The following is a 25,940-nucleotide window of genomic DNA, read 5'->3' as shown; positions in this document are numbered from 1 at the left end:
ACGGTCGGGCCGGTCAGGGCGCGGGCCGCTCCGTGGTGAGGGTGCCGTTGATGACGGAGTGGAAGATCCAGGTGAGGCGCTGTTCCGGGGTTCCGGAGACGAGGTCGTCGGCAAGTGCGGCAATGCGCGGATGCGTGCCCGGGGAGGCCCCCCGCACTGCGGTGACCAGGGCGTTGTGTTCGTCCGCGCTGTCGACGGCGTGGGCTCGGGTGGAGTGTTCGGCGGCGGTGGCAGTGGCTGTCTGGAGCAGCACGTCCACTCCCCAGGCGGCCTGCGGTCCGGGCACCCGGCCTTCGTGCAGCAGGGTGAGGATGGCCTCGACCAGGGCCAGGTTATTGCTGCCTGAGGGCCGGGCGACCAGGGCGGAGTGGGCCAGCGCGGAATTCTCGAGAAGCACGCGGGTGTAGGAGATCAGCACCTGCGTCAGCCGGTCGCGCCAGTCGCCATCGCCATCGCCTTCGCCGGCAGTGGGCGAGAGGTCCACGGAGCCCAGCAGTTCGTCCAGGATCGCCGCGTGCGGCTCGGCGGTGTTGGCCACGTACACGTAGAGCGACGCAGGGCCGGTGTCGAGCTCCTGGGCAAGACGTCGCATCGTGACGCGCTGCAGCCCTTCGGCTTCCATCAGACGGACCGCGGTCTCGACGATGCCTTCGTAGGTGAGGGCGGGCTTGGCGGGCCGCTCGCGGCGGCTGCGGGGTGCGGGGGTTCGCGGGGTCACCCGACCATGTAACGAACATGTTCGTTACGAACGAGTTCGTCGTGCCGTCGCGCCTGCGAATCTGCACCATGGACGCCCAGGAGGCGGTCGACAAGGTCCTCGCGGCGGGAGCCCGGCTCGTCACGCCGCCGACCGAACTGGCCTTCGGCGAAGTGGCCGCGCGTCCGGGGCCGCCGCCGCAAGGCGCTGTTCTTGCGCTACATCATCGGGTCGCTGTCCCTGCGGGCGATGCTGCTTTCCTGCTCGCTCTGATCCTTCAGCCGACGGGCCTTGTCCTTCAGCCGCTGGCGGTGCTCCGGATCAGTGGCCCGCTCCGCGGCCTGTTCCAGCTCCTGCGCCTTTGTTCGCATCTGCCGTATCCGGCCGTTGGACTCTTCTGCGACGCTCATGGTGATCACTCCCTTGGGTAGCCGAGCGGGCCCTGCCGACAGGGCAGTGCCGGTGCTCCTCCGCACGTCGAGGACCGCGTCACGGAACACCCTCTCCACGGGGAGCCTTCCCGTCGTACCCGGGATGAGAACCTCCCGGATCGGCGGCGGCCCGCCCCGCGCCGGTTCCGCGCGGGTTCCGCGCCGGGAATCACGGTGGCCACGAGCCCCGCCGTAGCACGAGCGCACCATATCGTCACGGAGTGTCATGGCTCCCATGGCGGTCCGGGATGAGTGCGCGGAGAGTTGATGGCGAGTTGGATTTCGCTCTCGTGGTCTCCCTGAGCGGAGGATATTCATGACTGTCGAAATGCCACGGCCGGCCCAGGGCCCTCCTGCACGCATGCTGACCCTGCCGGGCGTCTACGTCCCCCAGTACGACACACAGTTCCTGATGGCGGCGCTGGACCAGGAAGAGATGCGCCCTGGCAGCGACGTCCTGGATCTGGGCACGGGCAGTGGGGCGCTCGCGGTGCGGGCCGCACAACTGGGCGGGCGTGTCACGGCTGTCGACATCGCCTGGCGTGCGGTGATCACCGCACGGCTGAACGCCTTCCTCTGCCGACAGCGGGTCACCGTCCGGCGTGGAGATCTCACAGCGTCGGTATCCCGACGCTCCTACGACATCGTGCTCAGCAACCCTCCCTACGTGCCCGCTCCCAGCGGGCTGCCGCCCGGGCGCGGGCAGGCGCGCTCCTGGGACGCCGGGGGCGACGGCCGGGCCCTTGTGGACCGCATCTGCGACGTGGCACCCGCTGTCGTGCGTCCCCAGGGCGTGCTGCTCCTGGTGCATTCGGATCTGTGCGGCACCGAGGCCACCTTGCGGCGCCTGTCGCTGGCGGGAATGCGGGCAACGGTGAGCGAGCGCGCGCTCGTGCCCTTCGGGCCGGTGCTGCGTTCCCGGTTGCCGTGGCTGCGCGAACGGGGACTGATAGCCGACAGCCAGGACCGGGAAGAGCTGGTGATCATCCGTGCCGAACACGCCTGAACGGCCCCGCCGCATCACCGTCGACCCGGAAGGACCACTCCTGGTGGAGGGGCCGGTGGAGGTCGTCGCGGACGACGGCAGCGTCTCCACGTCACATCGTTTCGTCGCCGCGATCTGTACCTGTCGGCGCAGCCGGATCTACCCCTGGTGCGACACCAGTCACCGGCGCCGCACCAGGCCGGACGAGAAGGTCGACCAAGAGGGTGCGGCTGAACCCGCCGCCGGCGGGGTCGGGCGATGACCGCCTATCAGGAGTCGCGGAGCGTGCGGCCCGTCCTGCCGGTAGGGCGAGGTGAACTGTCCCATGCGGTGATCGCGGCGTTGGCCGGGGGGCGACCTCTGGCGGCCGGTACGGAGACCGTGCGGGCGGATCCCTATGGCGACGATCTGCAACTCGCCCTCTACGTCCTGTACGAACTGCACTACCAGGGCTTCGCGGGCGTGGACGATGAGCGGGAATGGGACCCGGAACTGCTGGAGTTCCGGCGCGTGCTCGAACAGCGTTTCCTCGAATCCCTTCGCTGCCAGGTCCGTTCCGCATCCAGCCTGGAGGAAGCGTTGGCCGCCCTCCTGGTCGAGCCTGTCGTCGCAGACCACGAGGATGCCGGGGTCAGCCACCATCTGCAGCGCGAGGGCTCGCTGGAGAACCTGCGGGAGTACGCGGCCCTGCGCTCCCTCTACCACCTCAAGGAGGCGGACCCGCACGCCTGGGTGCTTCCCCGGTTGTACGGCCGTGCCAAGGCAGCGATGGCCGCCGTCGAGTTCGACGAGTTCGGCGCCGGCCGCGCGCAGGACCTCCATGCCCGGCTCTATGCCGATCTCATGGAGGACCTCTCCCTGGACATCGGATACGGGCGCTACCTCGACGCGGCCCCCGCCGAGGCACTCGCGACGGTCAACCAGATGTCGCTGTTCGGCCTGCACCGAAGCCTGCGCGGAGCTCTGGTAGGTCACTTCGCCGCGGTCGAGGCGACCTCGTCACCGGGCTCCCGCCGCCTGGCCCAGGCGATGCGGCGAACGGGGGCGGGACCGGCCGCGGAACGGTTCTACGACGAGCACGTCGAAGCCGACGCCGTCCACGAACAAATCGTGCGCCGCGACGTGATCGGCGGTCTGCTGGCCGATGAACCCCAGCTCGAAGCCGACATCGCCTTCGGTATCGAGAGCACGAAGTTCCTGGAGGACCGCCTCGGCGCCCACCTCCTGCACGCTTGGCGCGGCAACCGCAGCGCCCTGCGAAGGCCGCTGAACAGCGTCCTGCCCACGCCATGAAGGCCGGGGTCTTCGGGCGGCACCAGGAACGGTAGTGAGCCCCCGCGCCACCCACGACATCGGCCCGTGAGAACTCGAGAATTTCTCACGGGCCGTCGTGTCACATTTCTTCGTCCCCCGGTGTCTTAGTAGCGCAGGCATGAAAACAGCCGACGCTGCCGACCGGGAGGCCGGCGCCCGGCGACCGCCAAGGAGGGCGCTGGCATGGGCAAGCGGACACCCGCCGGAGGACGCACCATGACGAGACTGCTCGCTGCGGTATCCCCGGCCGGGCCGGCGCGGCGGTGGTCGCGGCGGCGTACACCGGCGGACCCCTGGTCGACGCTGTTCGGCAAGATCGCCGCCTACACGTTCGTCGTACTCGTCGTCACCGGCATCCTTCTGGCCCTGTTCTACCGGCCGGACATGGCGCGCAGTCGCTACGAAGGTTCCTACCGCCCGCTGCACGGGGTGGTCGTGAGCCACGCCTACGCGTCGACCCTTCGCCTCAGTCTCGAGGTGCGCGGCGGCCTCCTGCTGCGGCAGGTGCACCACTGGGCCACGCTGATATTCGTCGCCGCGATCTGCCTCAAGCTGGTTCGCATGTTCTTCACCGGGGCGTTCCGCAGGCCACGCCTGCCGCTCTGGTCGATCTGGGTGATGCTGCTCGTGCTGGCCATGGCAACCGGACTGACCGGCACGATCCTGCCGGACGACATGCTGTCCGGCGGCAGCCTGGGGCTCGTCCAGGGCATCCTCCAGTCGATCCCGCTGATCGGAACCCGTCTGACCTTCTGGCTGTTCGACGGCGAGTTCCCGGGCGAGGCCATCATTCCCCGCTTCTACTGGCTGCACGCGGTGGTGCTGCCGGTCGCGATCATCGGCCTGTTCGTCCTGCGGCACCGGCTCGTGCGGAAGCACGGCCACCCCCGGCTGCCGGCGGCAGCCACCCGCCGTCCTCGGTGGCTGGGGCCGCTCCCGGTGACCGCCGGACCGGCGCTGTTCTTCGGAACCTGCGGGGTGCTGGTGCTGCTCGGCGCACTTGCCCAGATCAACCCGATCTGGCTGCTCGGCCCTTATCGTCCCGGAGAGATCACCGCGGGGGCGGTTCCGGACTGGTACCTGGGCTTCCTGGACGGCGCGGTGCGGCTCATGCCGGGCTGGGAGTTCGAGGTGGCGGGCCGCACGCTGACCCTCGCGGTGCTGGTGCCCGCGCTGATCATCCCCGGCGCGTTCTTCACCTTCCTGGCGGCGTACCCGCTGATCGAACGTCGTCTGACCGGTGACAGGGAACTGCACGACGAGCTGGATCGCCCCCGCGACGCGGCGACCCGCACGGCGGTCGGGGCGGGGGCCCTCGCCTTCTACGGACTCCTGTGGGCTGCCGCTGCCAACGACCAGATCGCTGTCCACTTCCATCTGTCCCTCAACGACGTCACCCAGTTCTTCCGGGTAGCCGTTCTGGCCGGACCGGTACTCGCGTTCGTTCTCACCCGCTGGTTCTGCCTCGGACTGCTGGAGCGAGCAGGCGACGAGGCCGCGCACGGCCGCGAGACCGGACGGATCGTCAGAACCCCGGAGGGCGGCTACATCGAGATCATGGAACCGGTCCGGGACAGGCGGAAGCCCGCCTCCATCGACCCGCCCGGTTCAAGTGGCCTACGCCCGACGGGATCCCGCCCACGGGCCGACCTGCACCAGTAGTGGTCAGTACCGATCGCGGACTTCGGCGGGGTCGGTGTCTTCGCCCACACAGAGGGCAATGTGCCCTACCTGATCGTCTACCGGCACAAGGCCCAGCTCGTCAGCCGGCGGTTTCGTTCGAGTAGACGAGCAGCGCCCACAGCACGAGGACATCCAGTGCGATCGCAACCAGCGCCCATACCGGGTAGTACGGCAGGAAGATGAACTGCAGCGCCATGGTCGTGGCCGCGAGGAGCACACCGGCGCCCTTGGCCCATGGCATCCCGATCAGCAGGCACAGGCCGACCACGACGAGAGCCGCGCCGAAGAGCAGGTGGATCCATCCCCAGGCGGTGACATTGAACCCGTAGGCGTAGTTGACGACCGCTGTGTAGGGGTCGTTCTTCGCGATGGCGGAGGCACCCTGCAGAATGCCGAGGACGCCGCTGATCGCCAGGACCACCCCGGCGAACGCCGCTCCTCGCGGTGCCGGCGCCCTGGCGTGGTCCGTTCGCCCGCTGGTGCGGGGTACTCCACCCGACGGCTGGGCTGTCATCAGAACCTCCGTTGTCCGACGTTCCGGGACTGCGAACCGGGGTCCTTCGCGTGCCGATCCAGTCGAATCGTCCAGCCGGCTCCTCTTCCATGGTCAACCGCTCGGTCCAACCGTGCCACCGGAGGTTCCCGCACCCTCCGGTTACGCCCCTGACCGCGGGTTTCTCGTGCCGGACTGCGTGAGAAGACGCTGGAGCCAGCGGGTGCGGGCGTTGCGGGCGTCCTGACTGAGGGCCGCTCGCGGTGCCAAGCCGTCGAAGCCGTGGTAGGCGCCGGGCCATACATGCAGTTCGGCCTGGCCGCCGGCCTGCCAGATCGCATTCGCGTACGCCACGTCCTCGTCCCGGAACATCTCGGCCGAGCCGACCTCGACATAGGCCGGGGGGAGTCCGGAGAGGTCCGTGGCGCGGGAGGGGGCCGCGTAGGGCGGCAGGTCCGCGGCGCCGTAGCGGTCACCCAGCAGCGCCTTCCACACGGTCGCGTTGGAGGTGAGGTCCCATACGCCCAGGCCCGTCATCTGATGGCTGGAGAAGGTGCTGCCGCGGTCGTCGAGCATCGGGGACAGCAGCAGTTGTCCGAGTGCCCCGGGGCCGCTCCGGTCACGGGCCAGCAGGGCGAGGGCCGCGGCGAGTCCGCCGCCGGCGCTCTTCCCTCCGATGATGATGCGGTCCGCGTCGATGTCCAGTTCTGCCGCGTGCGCGGCTGCCCAGACGAGGCCGGCGTAGCAGTCCTCCAGCGGTCCCGGGTAGCGCGTCATGGGCGCCAACCGGTACTCCACCGAGATGACGGCCAGCTCCAGCGGGAGTGCCCACTCGCGGAGAATCCGTGGAAGCACGGACCACGCGTTGCCCATGACCATCGCGCCGCCGTGCAGGTAGTACAGCAGCGGCAGGGGTCCGACGAGTCCGGACGGCCGCGCGCTCACGAGCGTGACGTCCGGTCCGTCCGGCGGTCCCGGCACGGAGAACTCGGTCACCTCGAAACGGCCGTCGGCGCGCAGGTCCTCGGCCGTCGGTCTGGGCCGGGTCACGGCATCCCGCTCCTGCCGGGCCGCAAGATTGTCCGGAGTGACCGGCTCCCTCGGCCCCTTGCCCAAGGCGGCCAGTGCGACGCTCAGTTCAGGGTCGAATGGGGGAGCGGCTTGCGGCGTCGGGGCTCGGCCGGACCCTGACGGCGTGCGGTGGACACTCATGACCCGGCCTCCGGCCGGCCGGTGGGACGCTGCCCGGCATCCCCGGCCCGGCTCCGGATCATCGACATCAGCAGCCCGTGGGTCCCGGCGTCGGCAGCCACGACAAGTCCGCGGCCCGCCTCACCGATCGGGGCGCCGTCGATCCCGGTGACCACACAACCGGCGGCACGGCACAGAGCGATGCCGGCGGCGAAGTGCACGCTCCCCGACAGGTCGCCGCCATCGGTGACGTACGCGGCACGCTTGCCGGCGACGACCCAGGCCAGCGCCAGCGTCGTGGACACGACCCGCGGCCGGAACCGCTCGACGAACCCGGCGTGGGCCAGCAGGTCCACGGCCCGGAAGCCGGGCGCGCTCGGGAACGGCGGATCCAGGTTGACGTCCACCAACTGCGTGGCGGACGTGGGCGCCAGCCGCACATCGGCGCCGTCGTGCCGCACCCTGGCCGTCTCACCGTCGGTGAAGAAGACCTCGCCACTGAACGGATCGGCCACCGCGGCCGCCCCGTCACGCAGCGCCACGTTGACGGCCACCAGCATGTTGCCGACGGCGTAGTTCAGCGTCCCGCACAAGGGATCAACCAGCCACTGGCGCGCAGCCTCGGCGGCCCCCTGCTGCCCGCCTTCCTCGCCCAGTACCGCGTCCTCGGGTCGGGCGGACCGGATGACGTGGAGAATCGCCTTCTCGGCCTCGATGTCGGCGGCGGTGGCAAAGTCCCCGGCGCCCTTGTCGACGCGGGTGAGCCGTTGGCCGTACATGTCACGCACCACGTCCGCGCCGGCGCGTGCCGCGGCTATCGCGACTTCGGCATCGTCAAGGCTCGCGGATGAGTTGATCATGCCGTGCAGGATACCGGCGGCACTCTCACCGACGCGGTGGGTCAGCTGGAACCACGACTCGTGGTCAGGTGGGTGAACAGGGCGTCGAGGGCGGCCGGGTAGGTGTGTTCGGACGGGGCGGCGAAGCCGATCAGGAGGCCCTGGGGGCGGTCGGCCGGTTCGTGGTGGAGTTCGGTGAGCCCGCGCAGGGCGAGGCCGTGGCGGGCGCAGTGGGTCAGGAGCTCGTGTTCGGTGGGGCCCTCGGACGGGAGGGTGAGGAGGGTGTGCAGGCCGGCCGGGACGCCGTGGGCCGTGAGGCCGGGGGTGGCGGTCAGCCGGTCGAGGAGGAGTTCGCGTCGGCGCCGGTAGCGCAGCCGGGTGGCCCGGACGTGGCGGTCGTAGGCGTGGGTGGTGATCAGGTCGGCCAGGACGAGTTGGCCGAGCGTCTCGGTGTACAGGTCGGCTTCCTGTTTGGCCCGCACCACCGGTGACACGAGATGGGGCGGTAGGACGATCCAGGCCAGGCGGAGCGCGGGCCCGAGGGTCTTGGACGCGGTACCGCAGTGGACGACCTGGTCGGGGGCGATGCCCTGGAGGGCGCCGATGGGTTGGCGGTCGTAGCGGTACTCACCGTCGTAGTCGTCCTCCACGATCAGACCACCGGTGGAGCGGGCCCATCCGCACAGCTGCTGGCGGCGGCCGGGATGCAGCGGGACGCCGGTCGGGTACTGGTGCGAGGGGGTGAGAACCGCGGCCCCGATGTGCGATGTCAGCGCCTCCACGCGGGCGCCGTGGGCATCGACGCGCAGCGGGAGAGTGGCGAGCCCGGCGCGCTGCACGACTGCGCGGAAGACGTTGTGGCCCGGGTCCTCGACGGCCGCGGTGGTGATGCCGGACGCGGCCAGCACCCGGCAGAGCAGACCCAGGCCCTGGTAGTACCCGGAGGTGATCACGATGCGCTCCGGGGTGGTGATCACCCCACGGGTGCGCCCCAGGTACTCGGCGAGCGCGCTACGGAGTTCGATCCGGCCCTGCGGGTCGCCGGCGCCGAAGACGTCGGGGCGGGCGTGGGTCAGAACCCGGCGGGTGGCGGCGAGCCAGGCCCGGGTGGGGAAGGCGCTGATGTCGGGGGAGCCCGGGGCGGAGGTCGTGGCGGGGGCCGTGGGCGCCGGTTCGGGGCGCGTGGGGGGCCGGGGTGTGGTGCGGCGTGTCGGCGACGATGGTGCCCGATCCCGGGCGGGTGGTCAGGTGGCCCTCCTCGACCAGTTGGTCGTAGGCGGCGCTGACGGTGCCCCGGGCGATCCCGAGTTCCTGGGCCAGCCCGCGGGTCGACGGCAGGAGCGCCCCGGCGGGCAGCCGCCCCTGCCGGATCGCCGTCCGGAGAGCCGACTCCAGGCCGGCGCGCCGCCCACCGGCGGCGTCGAGGTCGATGTGCAGATCGAGCCGGGAACTGGACCAAGAATTCGGCATGAGACCGGATCTTATTCCTGGTCCGATGGCGCTCTAGGTTCGAGGGGCGGGCCGGCCAGCACCCCCTGGCCGTTCTCGTTCCTCTCCGGTACGCAGCGACGAAGGGACCACAGCCGTGATCGTGATCGCCCACCTCAGCGATATCCACATCGACAGCGGACAGCGGAGCGTCGAGCGCACCAGGGCTGTCATGGACTATCTCGAGGAGCTGCCGTACGACCTCGATGCGGTCCTGGTCACCGGGGACATCGCCGACCATGCCCTGCCCGCCGAGTACGAGCAGGCCCGCCGGCTGCTGACCTCCCGGCACCCCGTCATGGTCTGCCCCGGAAACCACGACGAGCGCACCGCGTTCCGGCAGCACCTGCTCGGGCAACCCGGCTCGGCGGCACCGGTCAACCAGGTGAGCCGCGCCGCCGGTGTCGTCATCGCCCTGTGCGACTCCTCGGTGCCCGGCAAGGACGAGGGCTTCCTGGACGACGGGACGCTGGCGTGGCTGGAGGAGACCCTGACCCTGACCCCGGACGGGGTGCCGGTCCTGGTGGGGTTCCACCACCCACCGACCACCTTGCACGTCCCCTTCGTCGACGGCATCCGCCAGTTCGGTGCAGAGCGGCTGGCCGCGCTGACGGACCGGCACCCCGGCATCACGGCGTTCCTGTGCGGGCACGCCCACACACCGGCGGCGACCACCTTCGCCGGGCGCCCGGTACTGGTGGCACCAGGAGTCGTCTCCACGCTGCGCCTCCCCTGGGAGCACCGGTCGCACCCCCAGGACCACGTCCACCTGGACCAGCCGCCCGCCCTCGCCTTCCATGTCCTGGACGACGACGGACGGTTGACGACGCACTACCGGAACGTCGACCGCTGATCGACGGGCAACAGGTCGACAACTGACCGACGGACAACAGAGGGCGTCGTCCGCGTCAGTCGGGTCGTGCCGAATCCGCATCCCGTTCCGCTGCTTCTGCGACGCGCTTGATGTTCGCCAGCCGGTGGTCCCAGTCGGCCGCGAGCGCGGACATCCACCGCGCCGTCGCGTTGAGCGCGGCCGGCCGCACCGTGTACCGCACCTCGCGTCCGACGCGGCCGCCGGAAACCAGCCCGGCGGCGTCGAGGACGGCGAGGTGCTTGACCACGGCCTGCCGTGAGACGGGAAGGCGTTCGGCGAGCGTCGTCGCGGTGGCCTCTCCTCGCGCGGCGAGCAGATCGAGCAGCTGCCGCCGTGTCGGGTCGGCCAGCGCCCCGAGGACGCTGTCGACGACCTCGGCGGCGCCGGGAGGTCCTTCTGTCATGCGGAGGGCTCTTCGGCGCGCTTCTTGAGCGCGTCGAGTTCCAGGGGCCAGCCCTGGCTGTGGTCCTTGTGGTTCTCACTGCGCAGCTCCTCGGACCCGGCGAGCGTCGCGAACCCGCTCTCGACGACGCGCAGCCGTGTCTGGTCGCCTTCCGTGGTGAGGGTGAACTCCACAAGGGTGCTGTTGTCCTCGCGCAGTTCCTCTCCGGGAAAAGCGCTGGTCCAGCGGTACGCCAGGTAAGTCGGCGGCTGGACCTTCTCCACCCGGACCGGGAAGTCGCCGTGCTCGGAGTTCTTCGCCACCATCGACTCACCTTCCTTGGCCACGGTGCCGGGCAGGCTCGCCTTGTCGGCCACCCAGAAACCAGGTTGTGCCACCAGCGACCAGACGCGCCCCAGTGGTGCCGAGATCAGGGTTTCGCGCTCGATCCGGTCCTCGCTCATGAGGTGACTCCGTTCATCGCTGCATCGCTGCCATTGACTTGCAACTCCAGGGTTGCACGACATCTCATGACGTGCAACCCGCAGATTGCACTTCGGCTCGGCGTCGCCGCGAACCGGCTGCCCCCAGCCACTCCTCGGGTGACCGGCGGGATGCCGGTCATGCGCCGGGGCCGCCGCCGCTCCGGTAGGGGTCCAGGGCGGCGCGGCGTTCGTTGCAGGGCAGCCGGGAGAGCTTGGTGACCAGCCCCCACATGGTGCGCTCCGCCTCGAGGCCGGAGGGCGGCGCCAGCCCGAGCGATTCCGCGAGCGGCTTGCGCCCGACGTTGACCAGGGCGCGTACGGCTGCGGCCCATTCGTCGACGGCGACCACGGTGGACCGGTACCACAGCGGGATCAGACAGCCGAGCGCGACAGCGGTGACCAGGAGCAGTGGAGTGTCGGCGCGGGCCGAACCGAGAGCCGCCGCCGCGGCGCCGGTTCCGGTTCCTCAGGCACCATCCCGCGACCCCCTCGCATACCCGCTGCCACAGACGGTTGCGCTCCGTACGGTGCGCGCACAGTCTCCGGCGGTGACCGGGATCCTCGGCAATCCCCCACCGGGCGCCAACGACCATGAAAGAATGGGCACTTCGGCAGGGAGCGGCACTGCGGTGATGGGCAACGGCGCCCGACGGAGGCAGAGCAATGGCAGACGGTATCGCGGACGGTTCCCGTGACGCGGACGGTTCCCGTGACGCGGACGGTTCCGGCGGCGCGGAGCGGACGGAACTGCGCATCAGCGTCACCGGTACCCATAACCGGCACCTCGACCTCGAAGCGCTCCAGGAGTGGCTGGACACGTCCTCCTCCCTCAAGGAGGCCCGTGACCGGGGCGAGTTCACCGTCGTGCGAAGAGCCTCCCGTGACCAGCGCGACTCCATGGCGGGCGAGATCCTGCAGGACATCATCCTGGTCGTGGTCGCCGAGGCCGTGCGCCCGGTCGCCGAGAGCGCCTGGCGGTCCGTGCTGACCTGGGTACGCAACCGCCGCCGGCTCGCGGACCGTCGTGAGGAGCCCCGTGTCACCCTGGACGGCGGCGACCTCGGCCCCGGCCGGGAGATCCGCCTGGACAGCGACCAGAATCCTGATACCTCCGGTGCGACCGACGAGGTGGAGGAGGCGTAGCCGCTGTGCCGCCGTACGATCCGCGCGGCCGGGGGAACGACGCTGGGGCCGGCGGAAAACGGCACCGTGCCGTACTGCTCGGCGTCGACACCTACGAGCACCTGCCTCCGCTGCTTCCCGTTGCGCGCAGTGTGCAGTTGATGCGGCAGGCGCTCACGGCCGGAGACACCGGGGTACTGGATCCGGGTGATCTCATCGTGCCCGAGGGGGAGTTGGGCCATACCGCGTTCCGGGCCGCGCTCTCGGATGCCAGGGACCAGGCCGAGGGACTGCTGCTGGTCTACTTCGCGGGGCACGGCCTGGTCCGCAGCAACGGTACGGACCTGCACCTGATGGTCAGCGGCTCGCGCGTCACCCATAACCGTGAGCACCCCTTCGTGGACGCCATCTCCTGGCAGCACGACGTCATGGGCTCGCTCATCCACGCCAAGGCCGACTGGGTCGTCGTCATCCTGGACTGCTGTTACGCGGGCAACGCCCTGCGCGACTTCACCCCGGACGGCGAACAGAACTTCGCGGTGCTCACCGCCGCCGAGGCCGGGGTGGAGATCCCCGAGGGCAGTCCGGCGGACGGCACCCCCTTCACCCGTGAAGTGCACCGGCTGCTGACCAACGGCATTCCCGGGCAGCCGATGGTCACCTTCACCGGACTGGTGGCCGCCGTCCGGGAGGCGATGGAACCGGTCCGCGCGGTGGACGAACACCGCTGGCTCCCTGACGAGCGCCGCCGCGGTGACGACGTGGTGCTCTCCCACGCCGCGTCCGCGAATCTCCCGGCAGCTGCGCCCCCGGCCACCCCGCCGCCGGTGCAGGGCCCGCCTCCGGTCCCGGCGCCTGCCCGGTCCGGCGGTCGATTGAGGCACCGGCTGAAGAACCGTGCGTTCACCCGCACCGCGGCCGTCGTCCTCACGGTTCTCGCCCTGGCCGCCGCGGGCGGTGTGTACGCCCTCACCTCCGGTCAGGCGGCTGCCTGCGCGCCCCCGACGGAGCTGCGACTGCTCGCCGACCCGGACGCGCTGCCCACCGTCCAGAAGGCCGTCGACGCGTACCTCCAACGGCCCGGGGGCTGCCGGGCGGTCGGCATCACGGTGTACGCGGGGAAGGGCACGGACGCCGTCACGGCTTTCCGCAACTCCGCGGTCTGGCAGTCCCCGCCCGCCATCTGTCCCGCGACCGGCGACTGCCTGCGCCCGCAGCGCGACCTCGGGGCGCAGCCCGACATCTGGATTCCGGGTGCGAGCAGCACCTGGGAGCGCGCCAGGGAGGCAGGCAGACAGGCCGTCACCCTGGACCGGCTCGGCCCGGTCGCTTACTCCCCGCTGGTGCTCGCCGTCCCCGGGACCGTCTCGCTGCCGGCCGCCGACCAGACCGGCACGGCGCTCAGCGCGATCATCGGCCATCTGCGCGCGCCCCAGTCCCAGGCGGCGCTGCTGCGCCCCGACCCCGAGTACACCGACGCCGCACTGCTCGGCACGGTCGCGCTGTACACATCGCTCGGCGGCTCGGGACAGTCCCCCGCGGAGATCGAGCAGGGCATGGTGCAGGCGCTCAGCCCGTCCCCCTCGACGGCCCACGACCTGATGTGCGCCCTGGCGCGGGGGACGAACAACGCCCTGGAGGACCGGGCCGCCGTGCTGGTCCCCGAGCAGACCATGGCCCAGTTCAACCTCGGACCGGCCGACCCCGGACACCCCACGTGCACGTCCGCCACGCTGTCGAAGCGGATCGCCAACTATCCCGCCGACCTGCCCATGGCCGATCTGCCGTTCATCCACGTCACATGGAAGGGCGCCGACCGGCACAGCGACGAGCGGGCCCAGGCGGTACGAGATCTCTACACCTGGCTGACACGGCCCGACGCCCAGAAACTCTTCACCGGCGACGGCTATCGCGGCGTCAGCGACGGGCATCCCGCCACCCCCGGCCCCGGATCGCTGCTCACCGACCCCGCCAACTCCCGTGCCGTCCGCACCGACCTCCTGCCGTCGGTCGCGCCGGAGGTCTCCACCGCCGCGCTCGACAAGACCTTGCAGAGGTATCGCCAGGCGCTGGGTCCCGGCCGTGTCCTGTACCTGCTCGACAGCTCCTCGTCCATGGACGGTTTCTGGACCGGCCCGGGCCGCGCCAAGGATCTGCTCGCCCGGTCGCTGCGCTCGCTGGGGGCGAAGGACGAGTACGGGGTCTGGTCCGTCGTGGAGGACGGCAGCGCGCACCATCGCGAGCTGCTGTCGTTCGGCACCCACGACCGGAAAGCCGCCGAAGCAAAGGTGGCGGAGGCCGGAACCGTCCCCCAGGACGCCAGACCGGACCTCGCGCTGCACGAGGCACTGGCCGAACTGCGCGGCCGGGCGAAGGACGGCGACCGGCCCCAGCTGATCGTCCTCATCACGGACGACGAGGACTCGACGGGCATCCCGCCCGCCGCGTTGACATCGCTGGTCCAGGACGCGGTGGCCGGCGCCCCCAGCCGCGTCGTCACCGTCTCGCTGCACAGCGGCGGTTGCACCGCGGTCCCGCTCAACCAGCAGATCACGGCGGCCACCGGTGGCCGCTGTTTGGACCCGGCCGTCGAACTCGCGACGGAGCTGCCGGCCGAGGTCGCGAAGACCGGGACAGGAGACGCCGAATGAGCCGGACCGGGCGGCGCGCCCTCGCCGCACTCCTTCCCCTACTCGTCTGTGCGGCCGCCGCCTGCTCGTCCGGAGGATCACCAGGACCGCCGCCCGACGACGACGCCGTGGGGGCGAGCGGTCCGATCGTCGTCGCCTCAGGTCTGGACGTGACCGGATCCGGCGGGGTGCGCCAGCACCTCATCGAGGAGTGGAATCGGCGGCACGCGGGTTCCGCCGACCTCCAGGCCGAGCTGGTCGAACTGCCGGGCGCCGCCGATCAGCAGCGCAGCCAGCTGCTCGGCGCGCTGCAGTCCGGCAGCGCCCACTACGACGTGGTGAACCTGGACATCACCTGGATACCGGAGTTCGCGGCGGCCGGTCTGATCCGGGCCGTCCCCGCGACGGAGGCCAAGGACCCGGACCTGATCGGGCAGGTCGCCAAGACCGCCGACTGGAAGGGCCGTACCTACGCCGAACCCTTCAACAGCGACGTCGGACTGCTCTTCTACCGGCCCGACTACCTGCGGCAGGCCGGGGTGGACCTGTCCCCGTCGGCCGTGTCGACATGGCAGTGGTCCACCCTCGGCGCCATCATCGAGGAGCTCGACAGTGCCTCGCCCTCCGGCCCCCGCAAGAGCGGGTACCTCGGCGGCTGGACCACCCAGCTCGCCGCGTACGAAGGGCTGACCGTCAACGTCATCGAGGCGTTCGAGTCGGTGGGTGTCCATCTCACCGACGAAGAGGGGCATTACACGGCGGACCAGCAGCAGCTCAAGGCCGGGCTCGTCGAACTCGGTGCCCGCGTGGGGCACGTACTGCCCGCGGCAAGGTCCTCGGACGAGAGCGCCAGCCTCACCCAGTTCGGCGCGGGCCAGACGGCTTTCCTGCGTTTCTGGCCGTACGGCTACGGTTCACTGGCCGCGCTGCTGCCGCCCACCTCGTACGGCGTGACGCGCCTGCCCGGGAATGCGGTCCTGGGCGGCCAGAACCTCGCTGTCACGGCGGACTCCCCGCGCGCGGCGCACGCCCGCGCGCTGATCGACTTCCTGACCTCCCCGGAAAGCGAAAGCTGCCTGCTCGACGCCGGGTTCGCCGCCACCCGCGTCTCCGCCTACGACGGAAGCGCCCGCCCTTGCTGGCCGAAGGTCGCCGAGACGTTGCACCGCGCGGCGACGGCGGGCGAGGACCCGGCGCGCACCCCGTCGACGCAGGACAGAGCCGCGTACCGGGCGACCGTGCTCAAGGCGCTGCAGGGCGCGGTCCAGCGGCCCCGGACCCCGTACTACGGCGCGTTCACCCAGGTTCTCCAGTCGTCCGTCCACGCCTGGCTCACCGCGGACCGACCCGATGTCGATGCGACCGCCGCCCAGCTCGACGCCGCACTCAGCGCCGCGCTGTCCGGCCACTGACGGCTTCGTGCCGTGGCCGTTCATTTGGATTCGACGCGGCCGAGCGGGTCGGGGCCGGCCGTCAGCTCGTCGCACGCCGTCTTCCAGGCGGAATCCCCGGGGTAGAGCTCGGTGCGGAGATAGGCCCAGGTGAGCCGCTGGACCGCGGCCACGCGCTCGGGGTTCTCGTCCGTGGTCTCGGCGACGTCGTATCCGGAGACCCCGCCGAGCCCGTGCTCCGCATCGAACAGGGTGAGCAGGGCCTTGGGGCCGGGGGAGAGGACGTACGGATCGGCGTGCCAGTCCGGGCCCCGGACCGTCAGGTGGGCAGAGGCGTCCTTGTCACCGGCGACGACCAGTGTGGGCGTCGTCATCGCGGAGAAGTCCGTGGTCACGAAGAAGGAGAGATTCTCGGCCACGGACTCGGTGAGGGCATCGCCGCCCCGGCCGGGCGCGGCAAGCAGCACACCGGCCTTGATCCGGGGTTCGGCCAGGTTCACCTCCGTTCCGTCCTGTGGATCGGTGAGCCGGGCGCCCAGCAGCAGGCTCGCGGTGTGCCCGCCCATCGAGTGCCCGGCAACGGCGACCTTGCTGTGGTCCAGGCGCCCGCGGAGCTGCGGGACGGCGGCCTCGATCGCGTCGAGCCGGTCGAGGACGAGCTTCATGTCCTCGGCGCGCGATCGCCAGAACAGCGGTGCGCCGGGGGTGGCGGGATCCAGGGTCAGCGTCCTGGAGCTCAGATGGGTGGGCTGGATCACGACGAAGCCGTGCGCCGCCCAGAAGTTGACGAGGGGGGCGTAGCCGTTGAGCGAGGAGAGGTGGTTCGAGTAGCCCTGGCCGTGGGAGAGGAGGATGACCGGCAGCTCGCTCCCGGTCACGGGCGCGGAGACGCGCAGTTCCAGGTCCACGACCCGGCCGGGAGCCGGCAGCACCACCGGGGCGACCGAGAGGACCGGAGTGGGTGAGCTGAGGGTGTCGGTGGGGTGAGCCGATGCGTTCATGCTGCGTAGGTCCCTTCAATGGCCTTTGCCGCCGGTCTCTTCGGACAGCGGCGGGGGAGGCGGTCGGGAGCGTCCGATTCAGCTACACTGAAAACGGAGCGACGTTCCGATTAATATACGGAGCGGTGTTCCGTTTTGTCAACGGCGGCCGGAAGGAGAGCGTGGTGCCCACGACAAGCCCCTCCGGGGAGGTGCCGGCCCGAGGCAAGCGGGCCGACGCGCAGCGCAACCGTCAGACGCTGCTCACCGCCGCCGCCGCGGTGTTCGTCACCTCCGGCGTGGATGCGCCGATCCGCGAGATCGCGGCCAGAGCGGGCGTCGGGATGGGGACGATCTACCGCCACTTCCCGACCCGGGCGGATCTCGTCGTCGCCGTCTACCGCCACCAGGTCGAGGCATGCGCCGAGGCCGGCCCGAGCCTGCTGGCCGGTGCCGACTCCCCGCTCACGGCACTCCGCCAGTGGGTCGACCTCTTCGTGGACTTCCTGGTGACGAAGCACGGACTCGCCAACGCGCTGCAATCGGACAGCAGCGGCTTCGAGGCGCTGCACAGCTACTTCCTCGACCGCTTGGTACCCGTCTGCGCGCAGTTGCTCGACGCCGCGGCCGACGCCGGCGAGATCAGAACCGGTATGCAGGCCTACGAGTTGATGCGCGGCATCGGCAACCTCTGCATCGGTCGGGACAGCGACCCCCGCTACGACCCCCGACGACTGGTCGGACTGCTCCTTGCGGGACTGCAGCGACCGCAGTCGTCCTGAGGTGCCGCTGCGCACCCGTGGTGTTCGCCTTCGCGGGCATGCCGACATCGACCTGACGGCGGTCTCCTTCTGCGACGTCAGCGGTCTGAACCTCTTCCTCGCCGTCAGCCAGTACGCCACAGCGGCCGGAAAGCAACTTCGCCTGAGCCACCCCACGTCCGGGGTGACCCCTGGCCGGCAGCAGCCATCTGCTGCGTGGTCCGGCGGATTCCGCAAAGAGCACTCTCCGTACCTCTAAAGTCGGTCTTGTGACCACATCAGCACCGTGGAACGCGCACCAACCCTCAGGCGACCTGTCCTGCCGGCAAGCGGGCGACTCCGGCCTGGGCGGCACGGCGCCAGGTGACCCCGGGTGATCAGTGATCGCATGGCGAACGTGTTGCGCCGGCTGCGCGACGACGGGCCCGGCGGGATCGCGCATGCCATGACGGCGGGTGCGGTCGCGCTGGGTGTGGACGGCCTCGCGGTGTCCCTGCTGATGGAGGACTCCGGTATCGAACTGGTGGCCTGCTCGGACGAGAGCGCGCAGACCTTCGAGGATCTGCAGTTCACCCTCGGGGAAGGGCCGGGCCCCGACACCGTGCGCGCCGGCATCATGGTGTGGGTGCCGGATCTGGCGGGAGTGCGCCCCGACCGCTGGCCCGCCCTGGCCATGGAGAGCGCGGGCCTGGCGGTTCGGGCGGTGTTCTGCTTCCCGATCGGCCTGGGCGCCATCCGTGTCGGCGTGCTGACCGCGGTGCGCCGCACTCCGGGCCCCCTGAGCTCAGGACAGGCCGACGATGCCCTGGTCCTGGCCCGCGCACTGACCGCCCGCTGTCTGGGGGGCGGCGAACCCCGCCGACAGGACCCCGACGACCGCGTCTCCCGGGATTCCGCCCACGAACTGCAGCAGGCCGTCGTGCACCAGGCGACCGGCATGATCAGCGTCCAGCTCAGCCTGTCCCTGCCCCAAGCTCTGCTGCGACTGCGGGGTCATGCTTATGGCAGTGGCCGCACCATCACCGACATTTCCCGAGAGATCGTGGCCCGGCGGTTGCGCCTGGACCCCAACACCGACGGCACTGAGCCTGCTGTCGCAGACAAGGACTGATCGCCATGCCCCGCGAACAGCAACTCTCCCAGGTGTTCGTCGAGATCGCCGATTCCCTGATCGATGATTTCGACGTCATCGACTTCCTGCAGCAGCTGTCCGTCCGCTGCATGGAACTCCTCGACGTGGCCGCCGTGGGGATCCTCCTCGCGGACGAACACGGCATCCTGCGGGTCCTGGCCGCTTCCGACGAGCGCACCCGGCTGCTGGAGTTCTTCGCCACGCAGCACGACCAGGGCCCGTGCGTGGAGTGCTTCCAGAGCGGGCAGCCCCGCACCAACATCGACCTCACCGCTTCCCGGATCACCGACGACTGGCCGCAGTTCGCCACCCAGGCCCAGGACATCGGCTTCGTGGCCACGAACGCGCTGCCGCTGCGGCTGCGTGGGCGCATCATCGGCGCCCTGAGCCTGTTCCAGACCGATCCCGCCCCCCTGAGTTATCAGGACGTCTCGCTCGCCCAGGCCATGGCGGACATCGCGACCATCGCGATCCTGCAGCAGCGCACCTTGGCCCAGAGCGAGACCGAACGCGGCCAACTGCAATACGCGCTGACCAGCCGCATCGTCCTGGAGCAGGTCAAGGGCATCCTTGCCGAACGCTGGCAGCTCTCCGTCGACGACGCCTTCGCCGCGTTCCGCCGCTACGCCCGCAACCACAACCTGAAGCTCGCCGCCCTGGCTCGCGACATCACCGACGGCACCTTCGACACCGACGCCATCCCCCATGGCGTCGCCGGCACCGCGATGTGAAGCACGATCATGCCGCGACGCCGGCCCCGCGCCCCAACGTGACCGTCACGTCGTCGTGACGGGGACGCGCAGCGTCGCGTTCGCCACGCTCTGCAGGTGGCGCAGCGCCTGGCGGTACGAGTCCACGGCGCCGCACTGGAGGTAGTCGATCCCGTGCCGCACGCAGAACTCCCGTACCAGCGGCTGCACTCGGGAGAGGTTGGGTCGGGGCATGCTGGGAAACAGGTGGTGCTCGATCTGGTAGTTCAGCCCGCCGAGGAGCCAGTCGGTGACCGTGCCGCCGCGGATGTTGCGCGAGGTCAGGACCTGTCGGCGAAGATAGTCCGCGCTGCCCGACTCCGGCATCGGCATGCCTTTGTGGTTCGGGGCGAACGCGCATCCCAGATAGAGCCCGAACAGACCCTGCTGCACGACCACGAACACCAGGGCCTTCACGGGCGGCAGAACGAGCAGGACCACGGCCAGGAATCCCGCGGCGTGGAGCAGCAGCAATCCCAACTCCAGGCTGTTGTGCCTGTTCCGCCGCCGCAGTAGCGATCCCACGCTCAGCGCGTGCAGATTGGCGCTCTCCAGCAGGAGCAGCGGGAAGAACAGCCACACCTGCCAGCGGGCCAGCAGCCTGGCCGGGCCCCGCAGCGTGCGGGCCTCCTGCGGGGTGAACACGACGGCGCCCGGGGCGACGTCGGGGTCGCGGCCGGGTTCGTTCGGATGCGCGTGGTGGAGATTGTGCTTGCTCACCCACCAGCCGTAACTGAACCCGATGAGCAGGTTGGCGTGGACGAGGCCGACCACCGCGTTCGCCGGTCGGCGGCGAAAGATCTGCTGGTGCCCGGCATCGTGGGCGACAAAGCCGAGCTGGGCGAAGACCGCGGCCAGATACGCTGCGGTGCCCAGCTGCCACCAGGAGTCGCCGATGACGACGAACACGGCGATCCCGGCGGCGAGCAGCGCCGCCGTCACACCGATCTTGACGTAGTAGTACGCGGTCCGGCGCTCCAGCAGTCCGGCGCCCCGTACTTGCCTCATGAGTTCCGCGTAGTCGCTTCCCTGGGATCGGGTCGCGGGCGCGACCCCGAGCTCGGTCATGACTCTCTCCTCGCCACGGACGACATCAGCGAGACGGATCGCAGGACCGGCAGGGTCTGGACTGACCGAGCATTCAGGCAGGCTGACTGACAGGTCCTCCCAGTATGCGCGCCTGCCCGGTTTGTGAACTTGGCAAATCTGTCACAACGCTGCTGATTTCCCGGTGGGGACTTCCTGTCTCCGCGCCCGGCGCCGCACCGGAAGGTCACGCCTCATGCGGTCGGCCGCGCACCACACCATTGACGATCATGAGGTGGTGGGCGGACTACGGGCCGTGGCAGGTGTCGCACACGGTCTTGCGCCACCCTCGCGGAGTGTCTTCGCGGGTCCGGACGCGGCCGGGAGCGCCGCAGAATTCACAGGTGCGCATCGACTCCGCCTCTGCGGCAGTGATCAGGGCGCGCGCCGAGTTGCCGTCGTGGCCCACGGACTCGACGTGAATGCGCAGGCCGCCGAATTTCTCCCCGAGGTCCACGAGACGGTATCCGGGGGCCATCGCGCGGAGTTGGCGGTGCAGGCGGCCCAGCAACTCCTGCCAGCCAGGCCCCACCGTGTCAGCCCGTTCAGGGATCTGTACCGGCTGCGGAACGGGCGCTGTGCTGTGGTCGGGCATCGCACTATGGTCGCGCACCCGGCCCCTTCGGGGAACGAGCACGCCAGGGGCCTGTACGGGCGAAACCCGGGCCGCCGGGAGGACGCGTCACAGGATCAGGGCGTCTCACGTGCCTGATCATGTGCGGGCTGGCGTCCTGGCCGCGGCGGCCCGGGGGTCGTGGGGTGCGGGTCAGCCGTTGTCGCCGGCCCCGTAGCCCTTGTCGTCGTCGGTGTCGTGGTGACCGCTGATGTTCTGGCAGGTGTTGCCGAACACCGGGTTGAGGACCCCGATGACGTCGACGGTGTTGCCGCACACGTTGACCGGCACGTGGACGGGCACCTGGAGGAGGTTGCCGGACAGGACGCCGGGCGAGCCGACGGCTGCGCCGTGGGCTCCGGCGTCGGCGGCGGCCATACCGGCGCCGGCGGCCAGGACGGCGCCGGCGGCGGCGGTGATGGCGGCTGCCTGGGCAATACGGGACATCGAAGTCTCCTTGGAAGGGTTGAGTCCGCCGTAGGGATCACGGCGTTGACCCCACCAACGGGTCTGCTCCTCGGCAGGTCACGGGTGTTCCACCGAACGGACGCCCCGACGGCCGACCGGCCTTCCGTACCGCGCGCGCCGGGGACTCCGGCCGGAGGGGCCGTCCGGGTGAATACGGGTCCGCGGTGGGGGCGTCGTCCGTGTCCTGGGCCGTGCGCCTTCGTTGCCCAAGTGCGACATCGAGGTCCGGTCGGGCCTGGCAGTTCGCCTTTCTTCTGCCAGGTCCGGCCGCATCATCTCGCGACAGGGTGCGTGTCCTCGCGCTCCATCGGTGCCGGCTTTCCACCCTCGGTCGTGATCGGACCGGGTGCGGGGCTCCGAATGGCGGAAGGCGCACCTATCGGCTGAGATGGGACCAACAGTGTGCCATCTGTGACACACGGTGACCTTCGGGAAAGAGCCCGGCCTCGAAGGTTCGGCAAAGAAAGTCGCGTCATGACATCTGATCTCAGCACCACCCAGCACGACCCCAGCCACATAGGCCCAGACGATGAGCCCAGGCTCACCCTTCTCCGGGCGGTCGCTACCGCCCGGCCGCTGGACGAGGTCGCCTCACTGGTGGCCCTGCTCAACCGGACCGGTGAGTCGCCACGCCCGGGGGACGAGGCGTTGCGCATGGCCGCCGTCTCCCGCCCGGTGGACGAGGTCCTTCAGTTGGTCACCCTCCTGAAGAATCCCCCTCACACGATCGCCGACGCCGATACGGCGTTGCTCGCGGCAGCGATGGGTCGGCCCATCGAGGACGTGGCCGAGCTGGTGGCCGTCTTCGGCCCGGACAAGGACAACGGCTCCAGCAAGGACAACGGCCCCAGCGAGGACAACAGCCCGGGCAAGGACAACAGCCCGGGTAAGGAGTACGGCCCGGTCGAGGACAGGCCGCAGCGGCAGGGGACCGTCGTCGGCGCTTCGGAGAGCGCCACTCCGAGCGCTGCGAGTGCCACCGTTGCCGCAAGTGCCGCCGTCCCGCGCGCCGCGCAGGCCGTCAGCCGACGAGCCCCGGCGGCCACCGTCGGGTTCGAAGGTGTGTCGCCGGAGCGCTCGGCGTCGTCGTCCCTGCGATCCCCGCTGCGCTGGCCCGCCGCCATGGCGCTGTTGATGATCGGCGCGCTCCACCTGCCGACCGACATCGCGGGCCTCCGTTCCGGCGGACCGGCGGCAGTCGCGTCCACGGTCATCGCCGTCCTCAGCCTGGCGCTGGCGTACCTGCTGGCCGCGCGGGACACGGTGTGGATCTGGGCGGCCGCCGCGGCCGCTGCCGTCGGCATCGTGGCGGTGCACTCCATCGCCGCAGGAAGCAACTCCGTGCATCTGCTCAGGGACAGCCTGGGCAACCTGTTCGCGGGCGCGGCCGCGCTCGCGGTGGCCTGCGGTGTCATCGCGGCCGTCCTTGCGGGAGCGGTGCTGATGCGCAGGCAGAAGCCGCGAACGGTCGACGACGATTCCTGACGGTGTTCCGGTCCCAGCCGACCGGCTCCGTGCACAAGCGCCCTAAGCGCCCCAAGGGCCCCGAAACCTGTGCGGTTTCGGGGCCCTTGGGGTACTGCCGGACGTGAGTGTCAGTGGTTGGCGACACCGTTGCCGGACAGGACCGGAATCTGGTCCAGGATGTGCGACAGCGGCTCGTCGCCCTTGATCTGCGAGGAGTTCTCGGCGCACTGCTGGTTCTGCGGGGAGGACAGGACGTTGATGTCCTGCACCGTGATCGGGACGGCGCCGACGAGGGAACCGACGTTCGCCTTGACGGGCAGGCCGATGCACGGCTTGTTCAGCGTTCCCTGAACCAGACCGACCTGCGGGCTGAGGGTGCCGCCGGTGTGGGTGTTGCCGTACGACTGCTCGGCGCCGTTGCCGTTGGTGGTGGACGCGCCTTCGTCGTTGCCGATGGCCATGGCCGGGGAAACGAACGCAGCGGAGACGCCGACGATGGAGGCGGCCACCGCGGCGGTGCCGAGGAACTTCTTGAGCATTTGCAATCCTTTGGAGATGAAGCGGGCAGCACAGGGAAGAACATGCTGCTCAACTACCGATCGCCGACGTAGTTCCGTCGTTTCACCCGAACGGTGGCGCCGCCAAGTTGTGGCTCGGTCGCCCAAGTCCTGAGGAGATCACGCAGGGGGCACCTTGCAGGCGGATTCCGGGGCACGTACGCCCGGCCGACCGCCCTGGTTCCGAGCCGTGGATGTCGCGCCGTGCGAGCGCCCCCATCGTCGGAGCACCGGCTGGCCCAGGAGGATGCCGATGGTCACCAGGGCGAGTCCGCAGAACTGCTTGACCGTGAGCGCCTCCCCGGCGATCACGGTGCCGAGCAGTACGCCCGTCACCGGGTTCAGGAGACCGACCAGGCCCACAGTGGCGGCGGGCAGGTGGCGCAGGCAGGCGAACCAGGCGGCGAAGGCCAGTGCGGTCGCCACGACGGTGACGTAGCCGAAGCCGAGGACGGCCGCCCCGTCGAGGTGCGGCGGCGCCCCCTCGGCGGCGACGGCGAGCGGGAACAGCAGAAGACCGCCGGCGATGAGCTGCCAGGACGTCGAGGCGAGCACCTCGACCTCGGTGCTCCAGCGCTTGGCGAGGATGTAGCCGCAGGAAGACATGAGCATGGCGGCGATGGAGGCGCCGACGCCGAGAAGATCGATCGAGGTGGCTCCGGTGAACAGCATGAGGTAGACGCCGCCGATGCCGACCCCCGCGCCGATCAGGTGAGCGGGGCGTGGCCGCTCGGCGATGAGTCCCCAGGCGATCAGCATCATGACCATCGGCGAGGTCGCCATGACGGAGGAGGCGACGCTGGTGGGCAGCCGCTGCGCCGCGATGTAGATCAAGGCGAAGAACCCGCCCATGTTGAGGATGCCGAGGGCCAGGGACTTCCACCACCACGACCCGTGCGGTCGCGCCCGGCAGGCCGCCAGGAGGAGCAGTCCGGCCGGCAGCGCCCGGAAAGCCGCGCCGTACAGGGGCTCGTCGGCGGGCAGGAATGCGCGGGTGACGTAGTAGTTCGTACCCCACGCGACCGGCGCGATCATCGTGATCAGGGTCCACCGCAGATTACCTTCCATGGAAGCCATTATATCTTCCTTGGAAGGTATAATGAAGTCATGTCACCACCGCTCGACCACGTCGCCCGCATCCAGGCCGAGTGGGCCCGCGAACGTCCCGACGTCGACGTGGCCCCCCAGGCGGTGATCGGGCGCCTGCACCGTCTCGCCGGGCTGCTCACCGAGGAGCTGTGCACCGTCTATCGGCGCTACGGGCTGAGCGAGGGGGAGTTCGACGTCCTCGCCGCATTGCGCCGCGCGGGAGGGCCGTGCGAGCGGGCCCCTGGCGCACTGGCCGCGCACACCATGGTGACCACCGGCGCGATGACCAAGCGGATCGGCCGCCTCGAACGCGAAGGGCTGGTCACCCGCCGCCGCGCCGCGAGTGACGGCCGTGGGCGCGTGGTCGCCCTCACCCCCGCGGGGCGGGAGTTGATCGACGCCGCGTTCGCCGAGCACATGGGCAATGAGCGACGCCTCATGGACCGCCTCACCCCGCAGGAGGCGGCGCACCTTGAAGTGCTCCTCACCGCGTGGCTCTCCCGCGTCGAGCCGCCACTCGGCTCGTGAAGATCCCAACGGGCTGCGGGCGGGGCCTGCTCAGGTGTTGCTCCGCCGTCTAAGGTATTGATCATGTTCAAGTCAGGGGTGGGGCTGGTCGCGGTCGTGGTCGGGCTGCACTTCCTGCCCTTGGCCGCGGTGTTCGAGCAGCCCGGGCTGAGGGTGCCGGCGGCCCTGCTGGTCGCGGCCGGAGCGGCAGCTGTGGCGGTGTGGCTCGGGGACGGCCCGGACAAGACCGTGCGTTTGGCGGTGGGCCTGATCTCCGCACTGGCCCTGGGGGGCACGGCGCTCTGGACGGTGCGGGGTGGGGCGGTCGCTGCCTCTGCCGATGTCCCCGAGTCGATGGTGCCGGTTGGCGACACGTCTCCGGCCTGAACAGTTGCCTGCCGCACTGGACTTGGATACCTGACGTCGGATCACCCGATGGGGGTCATTCGGCCGCCGTGAAAGCTCCGTCGGTGAGGAGGGGAACGGTGTCGCGGGCGTCCCGTTGCATCGTTCGCCGGAAGCGATC

28 protein-coding genes and 1 pseudogene are annotated in these 25,940 nt (G+C 70.4%); 14 read left to right on the top strand and 15 right to left on the bottom strand.

Going from position 1 to position 25,940, the window contains the following annotated elements:
- Nucleotides 1-13 precede the first annotated feature (13 nt).
- Both C8250_RS03270 and C8250_RS03265 read right to left on the bottom strand, forming a co-directional pair.
- Nucleotides 14-718 carry a TetR/AcrR family transcriptional regulator gene (locus tag C8250_RS03270; RefSeq protein WP_138354654.1) on the bottom strand — a complete coding sequence of 235 codons (705 nt, stop codon included), beginning with the start codon at nt 716-718 and terminating at the stop codon, nt 14-16.
- A 197-nt stretch (nt 719-915) separates the two neighbouring features.
- Nucleotides 916-1,107 (bottom strand): DUF6381 family protein, encoded by a 192-nt coding sequence (locus tag C8250_RS03265; protein ID WP_138354655.1) that lies wholly within the window; start codon nt 1,105-1,107, stop codon nt 916-918.
- A 382-nt stretch (nt 1,108-1,489) separates the two neighbouring features.
- On the opposite strand from C8250_RS03265, the gene C8250_RS03260 reads away from it, so the two are divergent.
- From C8250_RS03260 to C8250_RS03245, 4 genes are all read left to right on the top strand, one after another.
- Entirely contained in the window at nt 1,490-2,134 is a 645-nt protein-coding gene (locus C8250_RS03260; RefSeq protein WP_306664977.1) for a HemK2/MTQ2 family protein methyltransferase, read from the top strand.
- Nucleotides 2,118-2,375, top strand: coding sequence for a CDGSH iron-sulfur domain-containing protein (locus C8250_RS03255; protein ID WP_138354657.1), 258 nt, complete (start codon nt 2,118-2,120; stop codon nt 2,373-2,375). The genes C8250_RS03260 and C8250_RS03255 overlap by 17 nt, the downstream gene beginning before the upstream one ends.
- Nucleotides 2,372-3,406: an iron-containing redox enzyme family protein gene (locus C8250_RS03250; protein ID WP_138354658.1), complete on the top strand. Its 1,035-nt coding sequence runs from the start codon at nt 2,372-2,374 to the stop codon at nt 3,404-3,406. The genes C8250_RS03255 and C8250_RS03250 overlap by 4 nt, the downstream gene beginning before the upstream one ends.
- Nucleotides 3,407-3,643: 237 nt before the next feature.
- Nucleotides 3,644-5,089: a cytochrome b N-terminal domain-containing protein gene (locus tag C8250_RS03245; protein ID WP_187144715.1), complete on the top strand. Its 1,446-nt coding sequence runs from the start codon at nt 3,644-3,646 to the stop codon at nt 5,087-5,089.
- Nucleotides 5,090-5,189: 100 nt separating this feature from the next.
- Here C8250_RS03245 and C8250_RS03240 read toward each other — a convergent pair whose 3' ends face one another.
- The 4 genes and pseudogenes from C8250_RS03240 to C8250_RS03225 all read right to left on the bottom strand — a co-directional run bounded on the left by C8250_RS03240 (nt 5,190) and on the right by C8250_RS03225 (nt 9,103).
- Nucleotides 5,190-5,624, bottom strand: coding sequence for a hypothetical protein (locus C8250_RS03240; RefSeq protein ID WP_138354660.1), 435 nt, complete (start codon nt 5,622-5,624; stop codon nt 5,190-5,192).
- A 141-nt stretch (nt 5,625-5,765) separates the two neighbouring features.
- Nucleotides 5,766-6,815, bottom strand: coding sequence for an alpha/beta hydrolase fold domain-containing protein (locus C8250_RS03235; protein WP_138354661.1), 1,050 nt, complete (start codon nt 6,813-6,815; stop codon nt 5,766-5,768).
- Entirely contained in the window at nt 6,812-7,654 is an 843-nt protein-coding gene (locus C8250_RS03230) for an inositol monophosphatase family protein (protein ID WP_138354662.1), read from the bottom strand. The genes C8250_RS03235 and C8250_RS03230 overlap by 4 nt, the downstream gene beginning before the upstream one ends.
- Nucleotides 7,655-7,695: 41 nt before the next feature.
- Nucleotides 7,696-9,103 (bottom strand): annotated as a pseudogene (locus C8250_RS03225) (PLP-dependent aminotransferase family protein).
- Between the two features lie 115 nt (nt 9,104-9,218).
- Between C8250_RS03225 and C8250_RS03220 the strand changes: the two are divergent.
- On the top strand, nt 9,219-9,974 hold the full coding sequence (locus C8250_RS03220; protein WP_138352289.1) for a metallophosphoesterase: 756 nt from the start codon (nt 9,219-9,221) through the stop codon (nt 9,972-9,974).
- A gap of 55 nt (nt 9,975-10,029) precedes the next feature.
- On the opposite strand, the gene C8250_RS03215 is transcribed toward C8250_RS03220, so the two are convergent.
- The 3 genes from C8250_RS03215 to C8250_RS03205 form a co-directional block, all read right to left on the bottom strand.
- Nucleotides 10,030-10,398: a metalloregulator ArsR/SmtB family transcription factor gene (locus C8250_RS03215; protein ID WP_138352290.1), complete on the bottom strand. Its 369-nt coding sequence runs from the start codon at nt 10,396-10,398 to the stop codon at nt 10,030-10,032.
- Nucleotides 10,395-10,841 (bottom strand): SRPBCC domain-containing protein, encoded by a 447-nt coding sequence (locus C8250_RS03210; protein WP_138352291.1) that lies wholly within the window; start codon nt 10,839-10,841, stop codon nt 10,395-10,397. The genes C8250_RS03215 and C8250_RS03210 overlap by 4 nt, the downstream gene beginning before the upstream one ends.
- Before the next feature lie 157 nt (nt 10,842-10,998).
- Nucleotides 10,999-11,211 carry a hypothetical protein gene (locus tag C8250_RS03205; RefSeq protein WP_187144714.1) on the bottom strand — a complete coding sequence of 71 codons (213 nt, stop codon included), beginning with the start codon at nt 11,209-11,211 and terminating at the stop codon, nt 10,999-11,001.
- A gap of 314 nt (nt 11,212-11,525) precedes the next feature.
- Here C8250_RS03205 and C8250_RS03200 point away from each other — a divergent pair, with 314 nt between their 5' ends.
- Genes C8250_RS03200 through C8250_RS03190 form a run of 3 tightly spaced genes read left to right on the top strand, consistent with a single transcriptional unit; the run spans nt 11,526 to nt 16,026 of the window.
- The gene (locus tag C8250_RS03200; protein ID WP_138352292.1) at nt 11,526-12,005 is read left to right on the top strand and encodes a hypothetical protein; all 480 of its coding nucleotides are present in this window, start codon (nt 11,526-11,528) and stop codon (nt 12,003-12,005) included.
- A 5-nt stretch (nt 12,006-12,010) separates the two neighbouring features.
- Nucleotides 12,011-14,635 (top strand): VWA domain-containing protein, encoded by a 2,625-nt coding sequence (locus tag C8250_RS03195; RefSeq protein ID WP_138352293.1) that lies wholly within the window; start codon nt 12,011-12,013, stop codon nt 14,633-14,635.
- Entirely contained in the window at nt 14,632-16,026 is a 1,395-nt protein-coding gene (locus C8250_RS03190; protein ID WP_138352294.1) for an extracellular solute-binding protein, read from the top strand. The genes C8250_RS03195 and C8250_RS03190 overlap by 4 nt, the downstream gene beginning before the upstream one ends.
- Nucleotides 16,027-16,046: 20 nt before the next feature.
- Here the strand turns inward: C8250_RS03190 and C8250_RS03185 are convergent, their stop codons facing one another.
- Nucleotides 16,047-17,006, bottom strand: coding sequence for a chlorophyllase (locus tag C8250_RS03185; protein WP_138352295.1), 960 nt, complete (start codon nt 17,004-17,006; stop codon nt 16,047-16,049).
- A 164-nt stretch (nt 17,007-17,170) separates the two neighbouring features.
- Between C8250_RS03185 and C8250_RS03180 the strand changes: the two genes are divergently transcribed.
- From C8250_RS03180 to C8250_RS03170, 3 genes are all read left to right on the top strand, one after another.
- Nucleotides 17,171-17,767 (top strand): TetR/AcrR family transcriptional regulator, encoded by a 597-nt coding sequence (locus C8250_RS03180; RefSeq protein ID WP_138352296.1) that lies wholly within the window; start codon nt 17,171-17,173, stop codon nt 17,765-17,767.
- Nucleotides 17,768-18,119: 352 nt separating this feature from the next.
- A complete protein-coding gene (locus C8250_RS03175; protein WP_138352297.1) occupies nt 18,120-18,857 on the top strand; it encodes a GAF and ANTAR domain-containing protein in 738 nt (245 codons plus the stop codon).
- 5 nt (nt 18,858-18,862) lie between these two features.
- The gene (locus C8250_RS03170) at nt 18,863-19,609 is read left to right on the top strand and encodes a GAF and ANTAR domain-containing protein (protein ID WP_187144713.1); all 747 of its coding nucleotides are present in this window, start codon (nt 18,863-18,865) and stop codon (nt 19,607-19,609) included.
- Nucleotides 19,610-19,654: 45 nt separating this feature from the next.
- Here C8250_RS03170 and C8250_RS03165 read toward each other — a convergent pair whose 3' ends face one another.
- From C8250_RS03165 to C8250_RS03155, 3 genes are all read right to left on the bottom strand, one after another.
- The gene (locus tag C8250_RS03165) at nt 19,655-20,695 is read right to left on the bottom strand and encodes an acyl-CoA desaturase (RefSeq protein ID WP_138352299.1); all 1,041 of its coding nucleotides are present in this window, start codon (nt 20,693-20,695) and stop codon (nt 19,655-19,657) included.
- 265 nt (nt 20,696-20,960) lie between these two features.
- Entirely contained in the window at nt 20,961-21,308 is a 348-nt protein-coding gene (locus C8250_RS03160; protein WP_187144712.1) for a TraR/DksA family transcriptional regulator, read from the bottom strand.
- A 171-nt stretch (nt 21,309-21,479) separates the two neighbouring features.
- Nucleotides 21,480-21,773, bottom strand: a complete 294-nt coding sequence (locus C8250_RS03155) for a chaplin (RefSeq protein WP_138352300.1) — start codon at nt 21,771-21,773, stop codon at nt 21,480-21,482.
- Nucleotides 21,774-22,268: 495 nt separating this feature from the next.
- Between C8250_RS03155 and C8250_RS03150 the strand changes: the two genes are divergently transcribed.
- Nucleotides 22,269-23,279: a hypothetical protein gene (locus C8250_RS03150; protein WP_138352301.1), complete on the top strand. Its 1,011-nt coding sequence runs from the start codon at nt 22,269-22,271 to the stop codon at nt 23,277-23,279.
- Nucleotides 23,280-23,389: 110 nt separating this feature from the next.
- Here the strand turns inward: C8250_RS03150 and C8250_RS03145 are convergent, their stop codons facing one another.
- On the bottom strand, nt 23,390-23,800 hold the full coding sequence (locus C8250_RS03145) for a rodlin (RefSeq protein ID WP_138352302.1): 411 nt from the start codon (nt 23,798-23,800) through the stop codon (nt 23,390-23,392).
- Nucleotides 23,801-23,938: 138 nt separating this feature from the next.
- The gene (locus C8250_RS03140; protein ID WP_138352303.1) at nt 23,939-24,886 is read right to left on the bottom strand and encodes a DMT family transporter; all 948 of its coding nucleotides are present in this window, start codon (nt 24,884-24,886) and stop codon (nt 23,939-23,941) included.
- Nucleotides 24,887-24,925: 39 nt separating this feature from the next.
- On the opposite strand from C8250_RS03140, the gene C8250_RS03135 reads away from it, so the two are divergent.
- On the top strand, nt 24,926-25,435 hold the full coding sequence (locus tag C8250_RS03135; protein WP_138352304.1) for a MarR family transcriptional regulator: 510 nt from the start codon (nt 24,926-24,928) through the stop codon (nt 25,433-25,435).
- Between the two features lie 63 nt (nt 25,436-25,498).
- A complete protein-coding gene (locus tag C8250_RS03130; protein ID WP_244808954.1) occupies nt 25,499-25,801 on the top strand; it encodes a hypothetical protein in 303 nt (100 codons plus the stop codon).
- Nucleotides 25,802-25,940: the final 139 nt, after the last annotated feature.

The sequence above is a fragment of the Streptomyces sp. So13.3 genome (assembly GCF_005860785.2).
Classification (GTDB): Bacteria; Actinomycetota; Actinomycetes; order Streptomycetales; family Streptomycetaceae; genus Actinacidiphila; species Actinacidiphila fildesensis.
The sequence above is the reverse complement of the archived record's forward strand: the minus strand, read 5'-3'. Positions and strand labels throughout refer to the sequence as shown.

Coding starts and splice junctions, on each gene's coding strand:
- C8250_RS03140 (WP_138352303.1), bottom strand. CDS start 24,886: ATGGAAGGTAATCTGCGGTGGACCCTGATCACGATGATCGCGCCGGTC.
- C8250_RS03190 (WP_138352294.1), top strand. CDS start 14,632: ATGAGCCGGACCGGGCGGCGCGCCCTCGCCGCACTCCTTCCCCTACTC.
- C8250_RS03250 (WP_138354658.1), top strand. CDS start 2,372: ATGACCGCCTATCAGGAGTCGCGGAGCGTGCGGCCCGTCCTGCCGGTA.
- C8250_RS03240 (WP_138354660.1), bottom strand. CDS start 5,624: ATGACAGCCCAGCCGTCGGGTGGAGTACCCCGCACCAGCGGGCGAACG.
- C8250_RS03135 (WP_138352304.1), top strand. CDS start 24,926: ATGTCACCACCGCTCGACCACGTCGCCCGCATCCAGGCCGAGTGGGCC.
- C8250_RS03230 (WP_138354662.1), bottom strand. CDS start 7,654: ATGATCAACTCATCCGCGAGCCTTGACGATGCCGAAGTCGCGATAGCC.
- C8250_RS03265 (WP_138354655.1), bottom strand. CDS start 1,107: ATGAGCGTCGCAGAAGAGTCCAACGGCCGGATACGGCAGATGCGAACA.
- C8250_RS03130 (WP_244808954.1), top strand. CDS start 25,499: ATGTTCAAGTCAGGGGTGGGGCTGGTCGCGGTCGTGGTCGGGCTGCAC.
- C8250_RS03185 (WP_138352295.1), bottom strand. CDS start 17,006: ATGAACGCATCGGCTCACCCCACCGACACCCTCAGCTCACCCACTCCG.
- C8250_RS03235 (WP_138354661.1), bottom strand. CDS start 6,815: ATGAGTGTCCACCGCACGCCGTCAGGGTCCGGCCGAGCCCCGACGCCG.
- C8250_RS03155 (WP_138352300.1), bottom strand. CDS start 21,773: ATGTCCCGTATTGCCCAGGCAGCCGCCATCACCGCCGCCGCCGGCGCC.
- C8250_RS03150 (WP_138352301.1), top strand. CDS start 22,269: ATGACATCTGATCTCAGCACCACCCAGCACGACCCCAGCCACATAGGC.
- C8250_RS03200 (WP_138352292.1), top strand. CDS start 11,526: ATGGCAGACGGTATCGCGGACGGTTCCCGTGACGCGGACGGTTCCCGT.
- C8250_RS03170 (WP_187144713.1), top strand. CDS start 18,863: ATGCCCCGCGAACAGCAACTCTCCCAGGTGTTCGTCGAGATCGCCGAT.
- C8250_RS03245 (WP_187144715.1), top strand. CDS start 3,644: ATGACGAGACTGCTCGCTGCGGTATCCCCGGCCGGGCCGGCGCGGCGG.
- C8250_RS03160 (WP_187144712.1), bottom strand. CDS start 21,308: ATGCCCGACCACAGCACAGCGCCCGTTCCGCAGCCGGTACAGATCCCT.
- C8250_RS03215 (WP_138352290.1), bottom strand. CDS start 10,398: ATGACAGAAGGACCTCCCGGCGCCGCCGAGGTCGTCGACAGCGTCCTC.
- C8250_RS03210 (WP_138352291.1), bottom strand. CDS start 10,841: ATGAGCGAGGACCGGATCGAGCGCGAAACCCTGATCTCGGCACCACTG.
- C8250_RS03165 (WP_138352299.1), bottom strand. CDS start 20,695: ATGACCGAGCTCGGGGTCGCGCCCGCGACCCGATCCCAGGGAAGCGAC.
- C8250_RS03145 (WP_138352302.1), bottom strand. CDS start 23,800: ATGCTCAAGAAGTTCCTCGGCACCGCCGCGGTGGCCGCCTCCATCGTC.
- C8250_RS03260 (WP_306664977.1), top strand. CDS start 1,490: ATGCTGACCCTGCCGGGCGTCTACGTCCCCCAGTACGACACACAGTTC.